We start from the raw sequence: 15,843 nt of genomic DNA, 5'->3' as shown, positions 1-15,843 counted from the left end.
TGTTGAAATACTAAAAAAGACCTGCAAGGTTGCGAAACCTTACAGGTCTTTCTATTGTAATATAGTTAGCGATTTGAGTTTCGGAATAGAAAATAATAATATTTCGGCCTTTGGCCTTAGTAAATGAATTACAAAAAACAAATACTTCCTTCGGCTGCCTTACTAGCCATTGACAAGATGAATCAATTAGGACAATCTCGTACTCCGTTTTTGTTTGTGATTGATTATGAAATGCAAAAACCCGTTATTTTACCACTGACCGAAGTTGCGAATACTGGAATTTATTTCAAAATAGGAGATGTAACTAATTTTGATTTTAATAAGAGTGAAGCGGTTGATATACAGCTAGATAAATATCCTATTTCGTTGGATGAGTACCAGCAATCGTTTGATAAAGTACATCAACATTTGCAAAGGGGCGATAGCTTTTTGGTCAATTTAACCAAGCCAACGCCTATTTCGGTAAACCTTACTTTAGCTCAGATTTTTGCGAGAAATACCTCTAAATATCAGTTGCTTTTCAAAGACGACTTTGTGCTTTTTTCTCCAGAAACTTTTGTACAAATCAATCATGGCATTATTTCTTCGCACCCTATGAAGGGTACTATTTCGGCACAAATACCCGATGCCGAAGAGCTTATTTTGAAAGATAAAAAAGAACTGGCCGAGCATGCTACAATTGTAGATTTAATCAGAAATGATATTAGTATGATAGCCGAAAAAGTTTGGGTTGAAAGGTTTCGGTATATCGACAAAGTCGCTACACATGAAGGAGAATTATTACAAGTTAGTTCAGAAATTTGTGGTAAACTCCCTATCAATTATTATGAACAATTGGGTACTTTATTTTTCAAAATGCTACCTGCGGGTTCTATTACTGGAGCTCCCAAGCCTCAAACCCAAGAGATTATCAAAGCTGCCGAAGGATACGAACGGGGCTATTATACAGGGGTATTTGGCCTATTTGATGGACAAAATTTGGATAGTGCCGTCATGATTCGGTTTATTGAAGAAACACCCCATGGCAAGGTATTTAAAAGCGGTGGGGGAATTACCATTTTTGCCAATGCCAGATCAGAATATCAAGAAATGATAGATAAGGTATACCTGCCAAAATAATTAGAGTAGAGGTTGTATAAATAACCAATGATTGTAAGATTTGAAAAGCGATTGACAAAATCCTACAATCATTGGCTGATAGCTGTACATCATTTATCAAGTTTGTACCACTGAATATCTTTTAGTGGAGCTCGACGTTGATACTGTTTGCTAGGGCCATAGTATTTTGCAAGATAGTCTAATACAATAGGTTCGGCTTCGCCCAAATCCCATAGTTTTTGGGTTTTTTGCATCCAACGAATCCGTTCTAGCCAACCTTCACGTGTTGCTCTAAATTGGGTAATCATTTTGCTTGAATGGCAACCTGTACACTGAGCTTTTACCATATCTAGTTCTTTGGCAATGATTAAGCCTGTTTCGGGGTCGATACCCTTTGCCGAATCTACCATCATTTGGGTAGAATGACCTTGGGGTATTTGCGGGCTTTTAAAACCAAAAGTCAGATATAGCAAACAGCATAACATACTCAATTTGACTATATTTTTCATAATATTGTAATTTTACACCACTTTAATGGCAATACGATGACAAGAATTATTGAGGTATCCTGCTGGGTTCCATGCTGGCATAACCATTGGCTGAGAAGTACCCGCTGTGTCGGTAGCTTTTGCCCAAACTTCGTAATAGCCTCTTCTTGGGAATTTCACTTTGGCCGACCAGTGTTGCCATGCCAAACGATTTTTAGGAGCAAGAAGCTCGGCATTTTGCCATGTAGCACCAAAGTCGATCGAGATTTGTAACGTCGAAACAGCCAAATCGCCCGCCCAAGCATGACCACGCAATTCTAGGGTTCTACTTTCTTCAATAATAGCACCACTTTTAGGATAAGTAATAATAGATTTTACGGGCAACGATTCAATAATTTTGAACTCGTTGTCGGGTACTTTGCTACCCGGTTCAATCGGGAATATCGGAACACGGTAATGTGTACCATCCATTTTTTCGCCATCATGAACTTTGTTTCTAATCACAATTTTTTCGACCCATTTGCCCGAAACCGATGCTGCCCAGCCCCCAAATATGAGTCTTAGAGGAAAACCGTGCATCACAGGAATATCTTGTCCATTGACAGCCCAAGCTATCAAACTTTCATCTTCCAAGGCTTTTTTGATAGGTACACCTCTCGAAATAGGCACTTTGGTAGTATCGCCACTGAGGTGTCGGTCTTTGCCATAATAGCCCACATACACGGCATCGTCTTTGATACCTACATTTGCCAATACATCTTTTACTCGTACCCCCGTCCATTCGGCACAGCTAATAGCACCTTCTTTCCATTGGTTACCAGCTGTTTGGGGAGCAAAACCACTACGGCCATTCCCTCCACATTCGAGTTGTATTTGGTAGGTATAATGTTTGAATTTCTTTTTGAGTTCTGCCAACGTAAATACCTTACGAGTTTTAGCCGATTCCCCCTCAATGGTCAATGTCCAAGTATCGGGGTTGATGTCTTCGGGTACATTACCATTATTTCTAATAAACATTTTATCGACAGGAGTAATGGCATCGTCGAGCAAATGAGGAGGGGCTTCAACATTCCAAGGGCGTTCGTTTAGCACCAACATCTCTTTATGTTTTCCAGGGGCTTCGGTGGGCTTTTCGTCCAGTATTATAGGCTGAATCCCTTCAGGGAGATGCTTGGCAAATACCACTTCTGTACCCAAAACCGTCAATAAGCTTGTACCGATGCTTTTTTTAATAAAATTTCTTCTCTTATTATTCATTGTTTTGTTTCTTTTTCTAAGATACAAATGTATAATTATATGATTGGATATGTGTCATGTATTACTGAAAGTCGAATGAAAGTCTGGCAAAGTGCGTTTTGAGTAAAGTTTTTCCCTCTTTCCAATCATCCAAGGCCGAATTGGCATTGATATGCCCTTTCTCGCCGATATTTACAAAAGTACTTTGCCATTGCCGAGCCATTTGTTCTGCCCGCTCAATAGTAGCGTATTGGTCGTTGGTACTGGCTATTACTACCGATTTGAAAGGAAGAGGATTGGTAGGAATAGGATTGAAACCTACAATAAAGTCGAGAATATTCTTTTTGTGTCGGTCGGCATCTGCTGGAGCTACCAACAATGCTCCTTCAATAAAAGGAGAATAGAACTTTTCTGCCCAATGAGCCACCGTAATACACCCAAGGCTATGTGCCACAATAAGGGTGGGCTGAGTGAGGCTAGCAATAGTTTGTTGTAGCTGATATACCCAATCTTCACATACTGGCAAATCCCAGTTGTCTTGGTGTACTCTCAAAAAAGATTGAGGGTATTGTTTTTCCCATATACTTTGCCAATGTTTTGGCCCTGAATTGGCTAATCCAGGAACATTCAAGATGGAATATATCATTCTATAAAAGTTTCAGCGGGTGATAAAGTTTATACTCTATAGAGTTAATAGACAAATTTATTGATTTTCTTTCAAAGAACCTTAATGATACCGTAATAAAGCATGAATTATTGGATATAAACAGGGGTGAAAGACGGTTTTTGAACATTGTTTTTCTTATAAAAAACATTAGTTATCTTTTGAATACTTAGATGTTTCGAGGAAATAGACATCAAGAATAGCTTTAGGACAGGCCAAATACTCACGAATGTAGGTTTTGTAGCCCGAAGGTACATCTTGTGCAGCAAAAGCTACGGCATCTACGCCTAATTGTTCGGCCAGAAATAAGGCTCTGGCATTATGCGTTGGTTGCGAAACAATGGTAAACCGATGTTGACTAAAAACATTTTTACAACGAAAAATAGAGTCGTAGGTACGAAAGCCTGCAAAGTCTAAAATCATGACATTGGCAGGTACACCTAATTGCAAAAGAGCGTTTCGCATATCAGCAGGTTCGTTATAAAATACCGAATCGTGATTGCCACTCAAAATCAAGAATTTAACTTTACCTTCTTTAAAAAGGCGGGCAGCGGCTTCCATCCTGTATTTGAAAAACAGATTTTCTTTGCCCCGATGTACTGATTTGCTTGTACCCAACACCAATGCAAAGTCGTTGGGTGGCAAACTATTAATGTCGTAGTAATTGCGATTAGCTGTGGTAAGAACAATCCATATATTACACAATAAAATACCTACTATCGCTAAAAAAATAATAGCGATTAAGCCTTTTATTACCCTTTTGACAAACCGAGTAATATTAATAGGCTCTTGAATAGATATTTCAAGCGTATTTTTCATATAATAGCTTTTAGTTGTGAATTGCGAGTTAGTGAATGAGTATTTTGCAACAAGGCTATTTCTGGTACATTCGATAACTCCAATTAAAGCATATCAAGTACATACTCAATCACTAACAATAATGAATGCTATCAATTATTTACCTCGAACTACTCTAATCACCTAACTCACAATTCACTAACTCACTAAAACAACCCTAGCTGTTCGCCCGTCGATGAGTCTACAGTATCTGGAAACTCGATTTCTTCGGGAGGGGTTAATTTATCTGCCACTGGAATATTTACTACGATAGCATTTGCACCTTCGGGTTCATCGCTAGAAGTCTCTATTTCAACTACTTTAGATGCTAATGGTTTTATAAGCTGCACTTTGTACGGAGTTAGTTTGCTACCTTGTGCTTTCCAGCCCCTTACGTCGGCTAATTCATCTAAATTAAGGTCTTCGGTTTCGACAACTGCCCCTTTCTCGTCTTTTTTATACGAAAGTTGGATTCTCGGATATACATCAATTGAGGCAAATTGTAGTTTAGAACCTTTTTCATCCGAAATAAACAAAAACTTCTTATCGACAGTCGTTGTTTCTATCTTGAATCTTTTAACAAAATATTGTTTTGTTCCACCATCTAAATATACCGCTGTGATAATATTCTCTGGGACAAATTTTGCTAAAACAGCAATATCTTTAGGTTCATAACGATTGGTAAGTTCAAAATTGGTGAGTTCATACTGCCCATTGTTGTAAATTACCAAGATGTTATCTTTAGCTTCAAAATTCCCTAAGTATTTGCCATGCTCATCACGGTTTAATCGACCGATAGTTGGGTCGTACCAAATGTCGAGTCCACCCAATGTAGAAACCCCTGCCGATTTGATAGTTATTTTTCTGACAGGATATTTGGTTAATACGTTGCCCATCGAGTCACGGCCTTTGATAAGCAAGGTTTTAAAATCAAAATCAAACTGTTTTACACGAGCTGTACACGATGCTGTTAGGTTTACCGATATTACTTCGGCTTCGCCATTGTCGTTGGCTGTAAAGTGTAACACCTTCGATTTAGGGTTTCCTGCTGTTAGGTTATACTCGCGGTCACGGGTTACGGCTGTTACTTTAAAACGTTTTATATAGCTAATGCCCGACTTTCCGTCGAAGTACACCAAGTTGTAAACTTTGCGGTCGTCGTTCTTTTTGAATACCGAGCAGTAAATTATGTCTTTTCCTACGAAAACCTTATCCTGTATTTTAGTGACTAGGCAATGTCCATCTTTTCTAAAGATAATAATATCGTCGATATCCGAGCAGTCCATGACATATTCTTCTTTCTTTAGGCCATAGCCAATAAAGCCTCCTTCACGGTCAACATACAGTTTTTGGTTGGCGGCAGCCACCACTGCAGCCGAGATAGTATTGAAGTTGCGAATTTCGGTTTTGCGTTCACGCCCTTTGCCATATTTTTTCAAAAGGTTTTTATAATAGTCGATAGAATAGCGAATAATATTGGCTAGGTTATCTTCTACCTCACGCAATTCTTCTTCAAGACGAAGCATCAACTCGTCGGCTTTGAAGGAGTCGTATTTAGAAATACGCTTGATTCTGATTTCGAGCAAACGGAGCAAATCCTCCTCAACGATTTGTCTATAAAACTGTTTTTTGAAAGGCTTCAATCCTTTATCAACTGTTTCGAGTACCTCTTCAAAAGTTTCGCAAGCTTCTATTTTACGGTAAATACGGTTTTCGATAAAAATCTTTTCCAAAGAGCTGAACAAGATTTTTTCCATTAATTCACCTTTACGAATCTGAAGCTCTTGTTCAAGTAACTGTACAGTTTGGTGGGTACATACCTTTAATATTTCGCTTACACCCACAAAGTGAGGCTTATCGCCAATGATCACACAGGCATTGGGCGAAATAGAGATTTCACAATCGGTAAAAGCATAAAGGGCATCGATAGTAACATCGGGCGATGTACCTGGGGCAAGCTGTACTTGTATTTCTACGTCTTTGGCGGTATTGTCAATTACCTTTTTGATTTTGATTTTTCCAGCATCGTTGGCCTTGATAATCGAATCAATCAAACTTGTGGTTGTGGTACTAAAAGGAATATCCTTGATAATGAGTGTTTTTTTATCGAATTCTTCGATTTTGGCTCTGATTCTGATTTTGCCACCTCGTTGGCCATCGTTGTAATTGGTAACATCGACATAGCCCCCCATCATAAAGTCGGGGAAGATTTCGATAGGTTTATTTTTCAGAATATCAATAGACGCTTCAATGAGTTCACAAAAATTGTGAGGCATAATTTTGGTAGCCAAACCAACAGCAATACCTTCTACTCCTTGTGCTAATAAAAGGGGGAATTTTACAGGAAGGGTAATCGGTTCTTTTTTACGGCCGTCGTAAGAGAGTTGCCATTCGGTAGTCTGAGGGTTAAATACTACTTCATGAGCAAACTTAGATAAGCGAACTTCAATATAACGAGCAGCAGCGGCACTGTCGCCCGTACGAATATCACCCCAGTTGCCCTGACAATCAAAGAGTAGGTCTTTTTGGCCCATATTTACCAAAGCTTCGTTGATAGAGGCATCGCCATGCGGGTGATATTGCATGGTTTGACCTATTACATTGGCAACTTTGTTGAAACGGCCATCGTCCATTTCATTAAGGGCATGTAATATTCTTCTTTGTACAGGTTTGAGGCCATCTTCTACGGCTGGTACGGCACGTTCTAAAATTACATACGAAGCATATTCCAGAAACCAGTTTTCGTACAAACCAGCCACAGCTACTTGCTCATGTAATGCCTCCCCGTTCTTTGTGTTGTTGTTTTCGTCGAAATTTTCTGTCTGATTCTCGTTTTCCATTTACAGCGTATTTCCCAAGATTAGGAAGATTGTGGTTATATCAAAACCCTAATTTACGGAAAAATTGCGGTGTAAAAAAATATTTAATCTAACAGCAATACGTTCAACTTTGGCTTGGGGAAGCTTCCTGTTTTCTAATTGCTTGAAACTTAAATTGCTATACTATTCTTCAACAAATGCAGATGATATTTGTCGTTTTTTTGTGTCAAAATACCCAATTGATAATTGTCTGACGGAATAGATTCTGTAATAAAGGAGGTAATAAACCCTTTGTCAAAATACTGCCATGTTCTGATAAATTGTCCTTTGGAAGTCCTTTTAAATAGCATGGGTACGAGCAAAGTACGAGTATTTGATTTTAGCACAAACAACGCATCTTTTGAATAAGGCAAGGTGTTATTATCGATATAATAGCTATCCATTCGATGTGGATTTTTGGGGTCTTGGAGGTATTGTACTTGCTGTTTTATCTGCAATAATAAGGTGTCTTGTGTAATAGTGATAGCATTACTTTGTAAAATTCTATCCAAATCTCTATCGGTATACTGGCTTACTCCTTTTTGGAAGGATGCCTGCAATGTTTTTTCTATGTTTCGGTTAAAGGCAATTGTTTCACGAACAATAGTGCCATAATTACGATAATTGAAAGCTTCGGCACGGTTGGCTTGGTACTGGTATTCGAGCCTATCGACATGGTTGTACCACGACAAAAGGTTGAAGCCTATACCAAATATCACAAAACTACCCATCAAATATTTTTGTAGAGGAGCTTTGGTATTGGACAAAACCGTTAGATACCATAATACCGTAGCCCAAATAGAATTGTGCATATAGCGTATATCCATACCTGAGTCGCCCCCAATCCACGACCTACTTAAAGCCACCAATAGCGAAGTGATAAGCAAATACAAAAAACAAGCCATTAAGAAAACTTGGCGGTCGGCTATTTGATATTTTATAGGAAAAAGTTTTTGTAAGACAAAACGAATATTAACAAATGCCATAGTGCCAACAAGTACCATACCTGTTAATACAGCCGAAATGTTATTGGTAAACGAGCTTTTGATAGTTTCCCAAACAAAACTACCCCAGAAGGCAAACATACACCTAAATAGCTGAATTGGGTTGCTTAGACTACCCTTGATATTGGAGTTTTGACCAGCTTTGTAAGTAACAAAATACAAAACAAATAAGAGCAGCATATAGGCTACCCAAATATAAAGTTGCTTGTATCTTTTTTGAAGCAATAATATTACTCCTGCCACAAAAATGCCAAATAAGCCATTTCCGTGGGTAAAGGTCAAGACAAACGCAATAATAAAGGCCCAGATAAAATGTTGAGGTTTTTGGGTACAAATAAGCCAAAAAAGCAACATCGCCCAAAACAAATTGCCTACTTGTTGTAAAACCGAGATAGTCCAATAAATATTTTCGTATGCTTGTGGCTGAAAAAGCAAGAAAGGTATAGGCAAAAAGTACCAGTACGAAAGTTTGAGTTGTGTAAAAAACTGATAAAAAAGCCAACAGATACCTAAATAATACAACAGCGAAATACTATTAAATATTTGCCAGTTGATACTATTGCCATTGAGCCAATAATGCAATAAGGTAAAGAGTCGAGGAAAGATGATGCGATGTTCGTTGTGCAGGTCAAACAACAAGTTCCATTGGTTAAGAAAGCCTTGAGCATCTTGCTGGTCGGTTACATATCGAATAAGGTGATAGTCGTCAGCATAGAAAAAGTTATAGGCAAAATGGTAGTTTATAACTACAAAACAAAAAAATAAAAAAAGGGTTAATAGATTTTTGAGTTTAAGAGTCGGTGTCATTCGGCGATACTTGAGATTAAAAATACTACAATAATACGACGAATAACGGTTTTTATTATTCTATCAACGCAATAATTTCTGCAATCATCATAGCGGTAGCTCCCCAAACGGTATGGTCTTGGATGTCATAAAATGGGGCATCCACTTCATTACCACGTACTTGTAGGATTTTTCTTCCTATAATAGATGGATTGAGTAATTCCTTTAAAGGAACTTCAATCACGTGGTCTACTTCACGTGGGTCAGGATAAAAATCGGGCTTGAAGTTCATAACACCTATTACAGGTTGTACATAAAAGTTGGAGGCTGCAATGTAGAGCTTCGATAACTGCCCCAACACCTTGACATCGGTTAGCCGAATACCGATTTCTTCCTGAGCTTCTCGCATAGCAGTTCTTATCAGGTTTTCGTCTTCTTTTTCTTTTCTCCCACCTGGAAAAGCCATTTGGCCACCATGTACACCATCGTAGGCTGGACGTAAAATTAAAGGCAAATAAATTTCGCCATCGGAAGGATAAAACAATACCAACACAGCACTTTCACGAGTACGGTCATTGGGCGTTGACCTGAATTTGAGCCTCGAACTAGATGCCATGCGTTTGTGGGCTTCTTCACCGGGCAATGGCAGCAGAAGACGATTTTGCAAGTGTTCAATAAAGGACATGAATTCGGTCATAACGAGTGCTTAACTTAATGGAGAAATTTAATATAGGCTTAAATTAGAATTATTGATGCGTTAAAACAAATGTCTCAATATGATTTTTAGTTTTTATCAATACTGTTTATCTAACTTTGAATAAGTTACAAGGCTATTCCCAAAACAATAAAAACGGATGTTTTGTCTACATTGTGGCTTGCTCGAATAAGTTGTTCTAATTAGCTGGCCAATTTACTTGCCAGCCAATTAGAATACCACAAAGGTTGATGATTGGTGTAATAGGCTATTAAGATTCAGGTTTCAATCTAGCCTATTATCGCTTATTTCAATGCTTTTATTGCAAGCTGTTAGCCGTACAATTCCACTAGTTTTTCGGCACAACGCTCGCCGTCCATCGCTGCCGACATAATACCACCAGCATAACCTGCCCCTTCACCACAAGGAAAAAGGCGTTTTACCTGAACGTGTTCCAGACTTTCTTTGTCGCGTGGTACTCGTACTGGCGACGAGGTACGGCTTTCAATACCAATAATCTGGGCTTGGTTGCTGGTATATCCTTTCATTTTTTGGCCAAATTGCTTGAGTCCTTCCTGCAAAGGTTTAGCAATATGTGGAAATAGCACGTCGTACATATCCGACGACCGAAGGCCAGGCTGATAAGAGGTTTCTAACAAAGATTTTGATACTTTGTTTTGTACAAAATCACCAACCAATTGTGCAGGTGCTACCTGACTTCCTCCCATCATTTGACAAGCCCTTTGTTCTTGTTCTTTTTGTAATTGCAAACCAGCCAAAGGCCCAAATTGTTTGTAAGGAGCTAAATCCACCTCATTCACTGCAACTACCATGCCCGAATTGGCAAATTTTGAATCTCGACGAGAAGGCGACATTCCGTTTACCACCAATTCGCCAGGGGCTGTGGCAGCAGGTACAATAAATCCGCCTGGACACATACAAAACGAAAACACCCCACGCTGAATACCCTTAAAGTATGTTTGTGCTACCAAACTATATGAGGCTGCTGGTAAGTAAGGCCCCCGCTCGGGACGATGATACTGTAGCGAGTCAATCAGGCTTTGTTGGTGTTCGATACGTACACCCATGGCAAAAGGCTTGGCTTCAATATAAATATTGCGTTCAAGGCATAACTCAAAAATATCACGTGCCGAATGCCCTGTAGCCAAGATTACCCCAATACCCGATATTTCACGACCGTCGTTTAATATAACTCCTTTCATCATGTGGTTTTCCATGATAAAGTCTACCACTTTGGTATCGAAATGTACTTCGCCACCAGCTTGCAAAATACTTTCACGTTGTTCTGCTACAATTTTGGGAAGCTTGTTGGTTCCAATATGTGGGTGAGCATCTACCAGAATCTCTTCGGTAGCCCCGTGTGCTACAAAGATTTCGAGAATACGTCGGATATCACCTCTTTTTTTACTACGAGTATAGAGTTTTCCATCCGAATAAGTCCCTGCACCGCCTTCGCCAAAACAATAATTTGACTCAGGATTTACCAGATGCTCTTTGTTGATAGCGGCCAAATCTCGCCGTCTGGCACGAACATCCTTGCCACGCTCAATCAAGATAGGTTTTACACCCAGTTCAATCAAACGCAAAGCCGCAAACATCCCTGCTGGCCCCGCTCCAATAATAATAGCTTGGGGAGCATGCGAAACGTTTTTGTAATTGCGTTGATAAGCAATAAGTGGGGTTGGTTTTTTGTCAATAAAAACCTCAGCCTCGACATTGACCTTTACTTGTCGGCCACGGGCATCAATTGAACGTTTGATAGCCCTAATATGGGCAGGAGCTTCGCTAGGAATCGCTAACGTTTTTTTTACACTTTGCTGAAATAGCTCTTGGTCAAAGGCAATTTCAGGCTCTAATACTAAAGAAAGCTGTTTTTTCATGCTTAGTAAGGTTTTTATCCTTAAATTTTTTACAAAATAACAAAAAACTTAGCATGAAACCTCCACTTTTTCGTGGAACATTTCCCCAAGGCCAGGTTATAAAGGCAATTCTGGTAGAGTATCCAAGAATACCATGATAATAGGCTTTTATACATCCAATATGTAACTTTATGGTTGGGTTTTTAGGAAAAAATGCGAAAATAGAAAGTATAAAAAATAGAAATGAACGTTTCTTAGATAAAAATTGCCTGAAATACACCCGTTTTGAAATGATTTTGATAGAAGTGGTGTTGCATTATTTTGGATAAAAAATGGTGTGCCTATACCCAAAACCTTGCATACAAAAGAGAAAAAATAGCATGAAAAACCGTTATACTTTTTATTATTTAAGCCTAATATATTTACTAAGTATATGGCCGCTCAAGGCTCAGAATACAAGTACTTTTGAATTTAAATCTTCTACGCAAAAGGGCGTTATCAATTGGCAGCAGTTTCCAGCGTTTTCATTACCTTTTACGTTGATTTATAATGGCCCAAGGTTTCAAGACCCCAACCAAGAGCCTTTGAAACATGGGTTTAGTCATTTGTCTAATTTTAACCAATTTGATAGCCAATTGCCCCTCCAAAATAGGGCTATTATTTGGTATGGAGTAGCCAGTATTGCTGGACAGCCTTGGTACGAAAAAGAAAGCCCTTGGAACAATAATTTGGCCGTATATCGCTCGCATTGGGAAAATAGTATGCGTGGCTTTGCAGGAATATTTGCCGATACACAGGGCAAGGATATGCCCAATATTGATATTTTGGTATTGGATATTGAACGAGAACGCCCCTCTGATGCCAGTATTCGGACATTGAGAAATGATAGCGATACCCCAAAGGCTTATCAACAACTCAGCGACGAAGCTTTTTTGGAAAGATATAAGCGTGACCTAACCACACTCTATGCCTCGCCAGTAAGCCATCTTGCTGCCAAGGGTTTGCCTAGCTCTATCAAAATTGCCTCTTATAGCGATGCCCCTATCAAAAATAAGGAATATCCTGCTGCTTATTCTTGGAAAACAATACTAAATGAGGCTAGTCCATTAAACTATTATATGAAAGATTCTCTAACTCAAGAGGTAGGAGGGCCTTTTTATCAGCAAAATACTATTTTGACACCTTCGGCCTATTTTTGTTATGAATATAGTGTGTTCAAAGAGTACGGCAATGTAGCTTATCAGTTGTTTCAGGTAGAAGCCAACAAAGCCCGAAGCAATAAAGATATTATTTTGTTTGAATGGCTCAATTATAATAAATGCCAAGCCTCTAATTATAATTATCAACAAAATATTCCTAACTATTTGGTAGACGCTCAGGCTATTTTACCTTTTTTTTCAGGTGCTAAAGGTATATTTTTGTGGGAAGGGCCTATTGCTCGTCCCGATACTATCAATTTTTCTGTTTATGAACGCTACATAAACGCCCTATATCGCCTGTCGCAATACAAAGATTTTTTTGTGGGAAATTATCAATTACATATTCCCAAAACGGCTCATCAGCATTTTCTCGACCGCGACCCGCTTTGGCGTGGCGTGGTCAAAGACAACCAGATTTTGATAGCTGCTATCAATGAATTTGCCGATGATACCCAAACTACCGAATTGACAGTGCGTTATGGTAATTGGTCGAAAAGAATTAGTTTGAAAGGAAAAGAAACCTTCTTACAGGCTTTTCCTCTTGATGATACCAGCGAAAAACTAATCGTTTTCCCGAATCCTAACCAAGGGAGTTTCTGGGTGGAGTATACAGGGAAAGAGGCATTTGAGGGCGAAATCAAGGTATTTGATTACCGAGGGATAGAACTATTCCATGAGAATATTCAGAAGTTACCCAATCCTACTTTTGTGAAAAATCGAAGAGAATTAACGTTAGGATTACCCACAGGCAACTATATTTTGAAATTTGTGGGGCCGTATCAGACCATTTCTCAGAAAATTAGTGTTACCAAATAATTGAGTGTATATTTTAGTCATAAACACTAGCATAAAATAAGATTTTTTTGATAAATAAAGCATTACAAAAGTTGAGGATTCTTGACTATGGGCGTAGATTTTATGAATACTACAGCCCTTTTATCCATTTACCTAAACAGCCAATTACTTCAACTTTTGTACATTACAAACTTAATGCTTGTAATACTGAACACCTCGTTGCCTTAAACAGAAAATTAACCATTCATTTATATAAAACATCAAAGATATGAATCATTTAGGAAAGGAAACCTCTCCGTACCTGCTTCAGCATGCTCATAATCCAGTGGATTGGTATGCTTGGGGACAAGAGGCATTTAGTAAAGCTCGGGCTGAAAATAAGCCTATTTTAGTAAGTATTGGCTATTCGGCGTGTCATTGGTGCCATGTAATGGAGCGTGAGAGTTTTGAAAATGAAGAGTTGGCTCAAATCATGAACGAACATTTTGTCAATATTAAGGTAGATAGAGAAGAACGCCCCGATGTAGATGCCATTTATATGGATGCCGTTCAAGCAATGGGAGTGAATGGTGGCTGGCCTTTAAATGTATTTTTGATGCCCGACGGAAAGCCTTTTTATGGAGGAACATATTTTCCTCCTCAAAACTGGAAACGTCTTTTATACGCTGTAAGTGAAGGGTTTCAGAATCACTTGCCCGATATTCAGAAGTCGGCAGAGGGGTTTACCAGTAATATGATTTCTTTAGAAACAGAAAAATATGGTTTGGTAGCCGAAAGTCCAGCTTTTGAAAGTGAAGAATTGGATATTATGTACCAAAAATTAGCTCATTCTTTCGACCCCACTTGGGGAGGTTTTGAGCGTTCACCCAAGTTTCCGATGCCTTCTATTTGGTTATTTTTGATGCGTTATATTCATGACAATCCTAGTGCCAAAGAAAAAGCCTTAGAACACCTTACGCTTACGCTCAATAAGATTACCATGGGGGGCATTTACGACCAGATAGGTGGTGGCTTTGCCCGATACTCGGTAGATGGTGAATGGTTTTGTCCGCATTTTGAAAAAATGCTATATGACAATGGCCAATTGTTGAGTGTTTATGCCGAAGCATATTTACTTACACAATTGCCTATTTATCAGCAAACTGTATACGAAACAATCGGGTGGCTATCCCGAGAAATGACAAGTCCAGAAGGCGGATTTTATTCAGCTTTAGATGCCGACTCAGAAGGCGAAGAGGGTAAATATTATGTATGGACTAAGGCCGAAATTGATGCTATTCTTGGGGCTGATTCGGTACAATATTGCCGTGCATATCAGGTTACAGATACAGGCAATTGGGAGCATGGGGTAAATATTCTTTGGAAAAATCACACTTTTCTGAATTCCGATTTCAAGGAACAAAATGCCAAATTACTAGCAGCACGTGAACAGAGAATTCGCCCAGGGCTCGATGATAAAATCCTCTGCTCATGGAATGGCTTGGCTCTCAAAGGGTTGGTAGATGCGTATCGTGTTTTTGGAGAAGAAGACTTCTTGGTATTAGCCCTAAAAAATGCTCATTTTATTAAAGACAAAATGTTGTTGGATAGCCAGTTATGGCATTCTTACAAAAATGGTGAAGCCAAAATACAAGGATTTTTAGAAGACTATGCAGCCGTTATAGATGCCTATACCAGTTTGTATCAGGTAACTTTTGATGAAAAGTGGTTACATATTGCCGAAAAACTTATGATTTATGTGTACCAGAATTTTTGGGATGAAGAAGATGAATTATTTTTCTTTACCGACCAAAATGCCGAGGCTTTGATTGCTCGTAAAAAAGAGCTTTTTGACAACGTTATTCCAAGTTCTAATTCAATGATGGCTCGTAATTTATATACACTAGGGTTGATTTTGGATAGACAGGATTTTGTAGATATAGCTTATCTGATGCTGGCAAAGGTAAAGAGCTTGGTATTCAAAAATGCCGATTACTTATCTAATTGGGCTTGTTTGGCTACGCAAATGGTAACTCCAACAGCCGAAATAGCAATTGTAGGGGTGAATTGCCTCAAAGTGCGGGCAAAGCTAGAAGAACGCTATTATCCTAATAAAGTGTTGTCAGGTACAAAACTCAAAAGTGATTTACCTTTACTAGAAAACCGCGTAGCATTGTCAGAACAAACCAATATTTACGTTTGCTATAACAAAACTTGTAAGCTGCCTGTACAAACAGTAGAGGAAGCTTGGCTACAAATTTTGGGCTAATAGTAGACACATACTTACACGAAATTGCACAAAGAAAATGACTGGGATTTTGTGTA

At 38.8% G+C, this 15,843-nt stretch carries 11 protein-coding genes; 3 read left to right on the top strand and 8 right to left on the bottom strand.

Annotation, left to right across the window (positions count from 1 at the left end; genetic code table 11):
• Positions 1-123 precede the first annotated feature (123 nt).
• A complete protein-coding gene (locus tag FLEMA_RS0113585; protein ID WP_174395949.1) occupies positions 124-1,119 on the top strand; it encodes an aminodeoxychorismate synthase component I in 996 nt (331 codons plus the stop codon).
• A gap of 89 nt (positions 1,120-1,208) precedes the next feature.
• Here the strand turns inward: FLEMA_RS0113585 and FLEMA_RS68485 are convergent, their stop codons facing one another.
• The 8 genes from FLEMA_RS68485 to FLEMA_RS68460 all read right to left on the bottom strand — a co-directional run bounded on the left by FLEMA_RS68485 (position 1,209) and on the right by FLEMA_RS68460 (position 11,566).
• Positions 1,209-1,607: a hypothetical protein gene (locus FLEMA_RS68485; protein ID WP_044171356.1), complete on the bottom strand. Its 399-nt coding sequence runs from the start codon at positions 1,605-1,607 to the stop codon at positions 1,209-1,211.
• 12 nt (positions 1,608-1,619) lie between these two features.
• Positions 1,620-2,843 carry a sulfite oxidase gene (locus FLEMA_RS68480; protein ID WP_044171354.1) on the bottom strand — a complete coding sequence of 408 codons (1,224 nt, stop codon included), beginning with the start codon at positions 2,841-2,843 and terminating at the stop codon, positions 1,620-1,622.
• A 61-nt stretch (positions 2,844-2,904) separates the two neighbouring features.
• The gene (locus tag FLEMA_RS68475; RefSeq protein ID WP_044171352.1) at positions 2,905-3,468 is read right to left on the bottom strand and encodes an RBBP9/YdeN family alpha/beta hydrolase; all 564 of its coding nucleotides are present in this window, start codon (positions 3,466-3,468) and stop codon (positions 2,905-2,907) included.
• A gap of 168 nt (positions 3,469-3,636) precedes the next feature.
• Positions 3,637-4,305, bottom strand: a complete 669-nt coding sequence (locus FLEMA_RS0113490; RefSeq protein WP_026997721.1) for a SanA/YdcF family protein — start codon at positions 4,303-4,305, stop codon at positions 3,637-3,639.
• A gap of 185 nt (positions 4,306-4,490) precedes the next feature.
• On the bottom strand, positions 4,491-7,163 hold the full coding sequence (locus tag FLEMA_RS68470) for a DNA gyrase/topoisomerase IV subunit A (RefSeq protein WP_044171350.1): 2,673 nt from the start codon (positions 7,161-7,163) through the stop codon (positions 4,491-4,493).
• Positions 7,164-7,312: 149 nt separating this feature from the next.
• Positions 7,313-8,992, bottom strand: coding sequence for a hypothetical protein (locus FLEMA_RS68465; RefSeq protein WP_044171348.1), 1,680 nt, complete (start codon positions 8,990-8,992; stop codon positions 7,313-7,315).
• A gap of 55 nt (positions 8,993-9,047) precedes the next feature.
• Positions 9,048-9,668, bottom strand: coding sequence for an NUDIX hydrolase (locus FLEMA_RS0113340; protein ID WP_026997720.1), 621 nt, complete (start codon positions 9,666-9,668; stop codon positions 9,048-9,050).
• A 329-nt stretch (positions 9,669-9,997) separates the two neighbouring features.
• Positions 9,998-11,566 carry an NAD(P)/FAD-dependent oxidoreductase gene (locus tag FLEMA_RS68460; RefSeq protein ID WP_044171346.1) on the bottom strand — a complete coding sequence of 523 codons (1,569 nt, stop codon included), beginning with the start codon at positions 11,564-11,566 and terminating at the stop codon, positions 9,998-10,000.
• A 359-nt stretch (positions 11,567-11,925) separates the two neighbouring features.
• Between FLEMA_RS68460 and FLEMA_RS68455 the strand changes: the two genes are divergently transcribed.
• Positions 11,926-13,560: a T9SS type A sorting domain-containing protein gene (locus tag FLEMA_RS68455; protein ID WP_052354070.1), complete on the top strand. Its 1,635-nt coding sequence runs from the start codon at positions 11,926-11,928 to the stop codon at positions 13,558-13,560.
• Positions 13,561-13,807: 247 nt separating this feature from the next.
• The gene (locus FLEMA_RS0113245; RefSeq protein ID WP_026995593.1) at positions 13,808-15,787 is read left to right on the top strand and encodes a thioredoxin domain-containing protein; all 1,980 of its coding nucleotides are present in this window, start codon (positions 13,808-13,810) and stop codon (positions 15,785-15,787) included.
• Positions 15,788-15,843 lie beyond the last annotated feature (56 nt).

Origin of the sequence: Flectobacillus major DSM 103 (assembly GCF_000427405.1) — a bacterium.
GTDB classification, from domain to species: Bacteria; Bacteroidota; Bacteroidia; order Cytophagales; family Spirosomataceae; genus Flectobacillus; species Flectobacillus major.
Note: the sequence above shows the minus strand (reverse complement) of the source record. Positions and strands in the feature narration are given on the sequence as shown.

What these genes read in the sequence shown, in the direction of transcription:
- FLEMA_RS0113585 (WP_174395949.1), top strand. Translation starts at nt 124, where the DNA reads ATGAATTACAAAAAACAAATACTTCCTTCGGCTGCCTTACTAGCCATT.
- FLEMA_RS68485 (WP_044171356.1), bottom strand. Translation starts at nt 1,607, where the DNA reads ATGAAAAATATAGTCAAATTGAGTATGTTATGCTGTTTGCTATATCTG.
- FLEMA_RS68480 (WP_044171354.1), bottom strand. Translation starts at nt 2,843, where the DNA reads ATGAATAATAAGAGAAGAAATTTTATTAAAAAAAGCATCGGTACAAGC.
- FLEMA_RS68475 (WP_044171352.1), bottom strand. Translation starts at nt 3,468, where the DNA reads ATGATATATTCCATCTTGAATGTTCCTGGATTAGCCAATTCAGGGCCA.
- FLEMA_RS0113490 (WP_026997721.1), bottom strand. Translation starts at nt 4,305, where the DNA reads ATGAAAAATACGCTTGAAATATCTATTCAAGAGCCTATTAATATTACT.
- FLEMA_RS68470 (WP_044171350.1), bottom strand. Translation starts at nt 7,163, where the DNA reads ATGGAAAACGAGAATCAGACAGAAAATTTCGACGAAAACAACAACACA.
- FLEMA_RS68465 (WP_044171348.1), bottom strand. Translation starts at nt 8,992, where the DNA reads ATGACACCGACTCTTAAACTCAAAAATCTATTAACCCTTTTTTTATTT.
- FLEMA_RS0113340 (WP_026997720.1), bottom strand. Translation starts at nt 9,668, where the DNA reads ATGACCGAATTCATGTCCTTTATTGAACACTTGCAAAATCGTCTTCTG.
- FLEMA_RS68460 (WP_044171346.1), bottom strand. Translation starts at nt 11,566, where the DNA reads ATGAAAAAACAGCTTTCTTTAGTATTAGAGCCTGAAATTGCCTTTGAC.
- FLEMA_RS68455 (WP_052354070.1), top strand. Translation starts at nt 11,926, where the DNA reads ATGAAAAACCGTTATACTTTTTATTATTTAAGCCTAATATATTTACTA.
- FLEMA_RS0113245 (WP_026995593.1), top strand. Translation starts at nt 13,808, where the DNA reads ATGAATCATTTAGGAAAGGAAACCTCTCCGTACCTGCTTCAGCATGCT.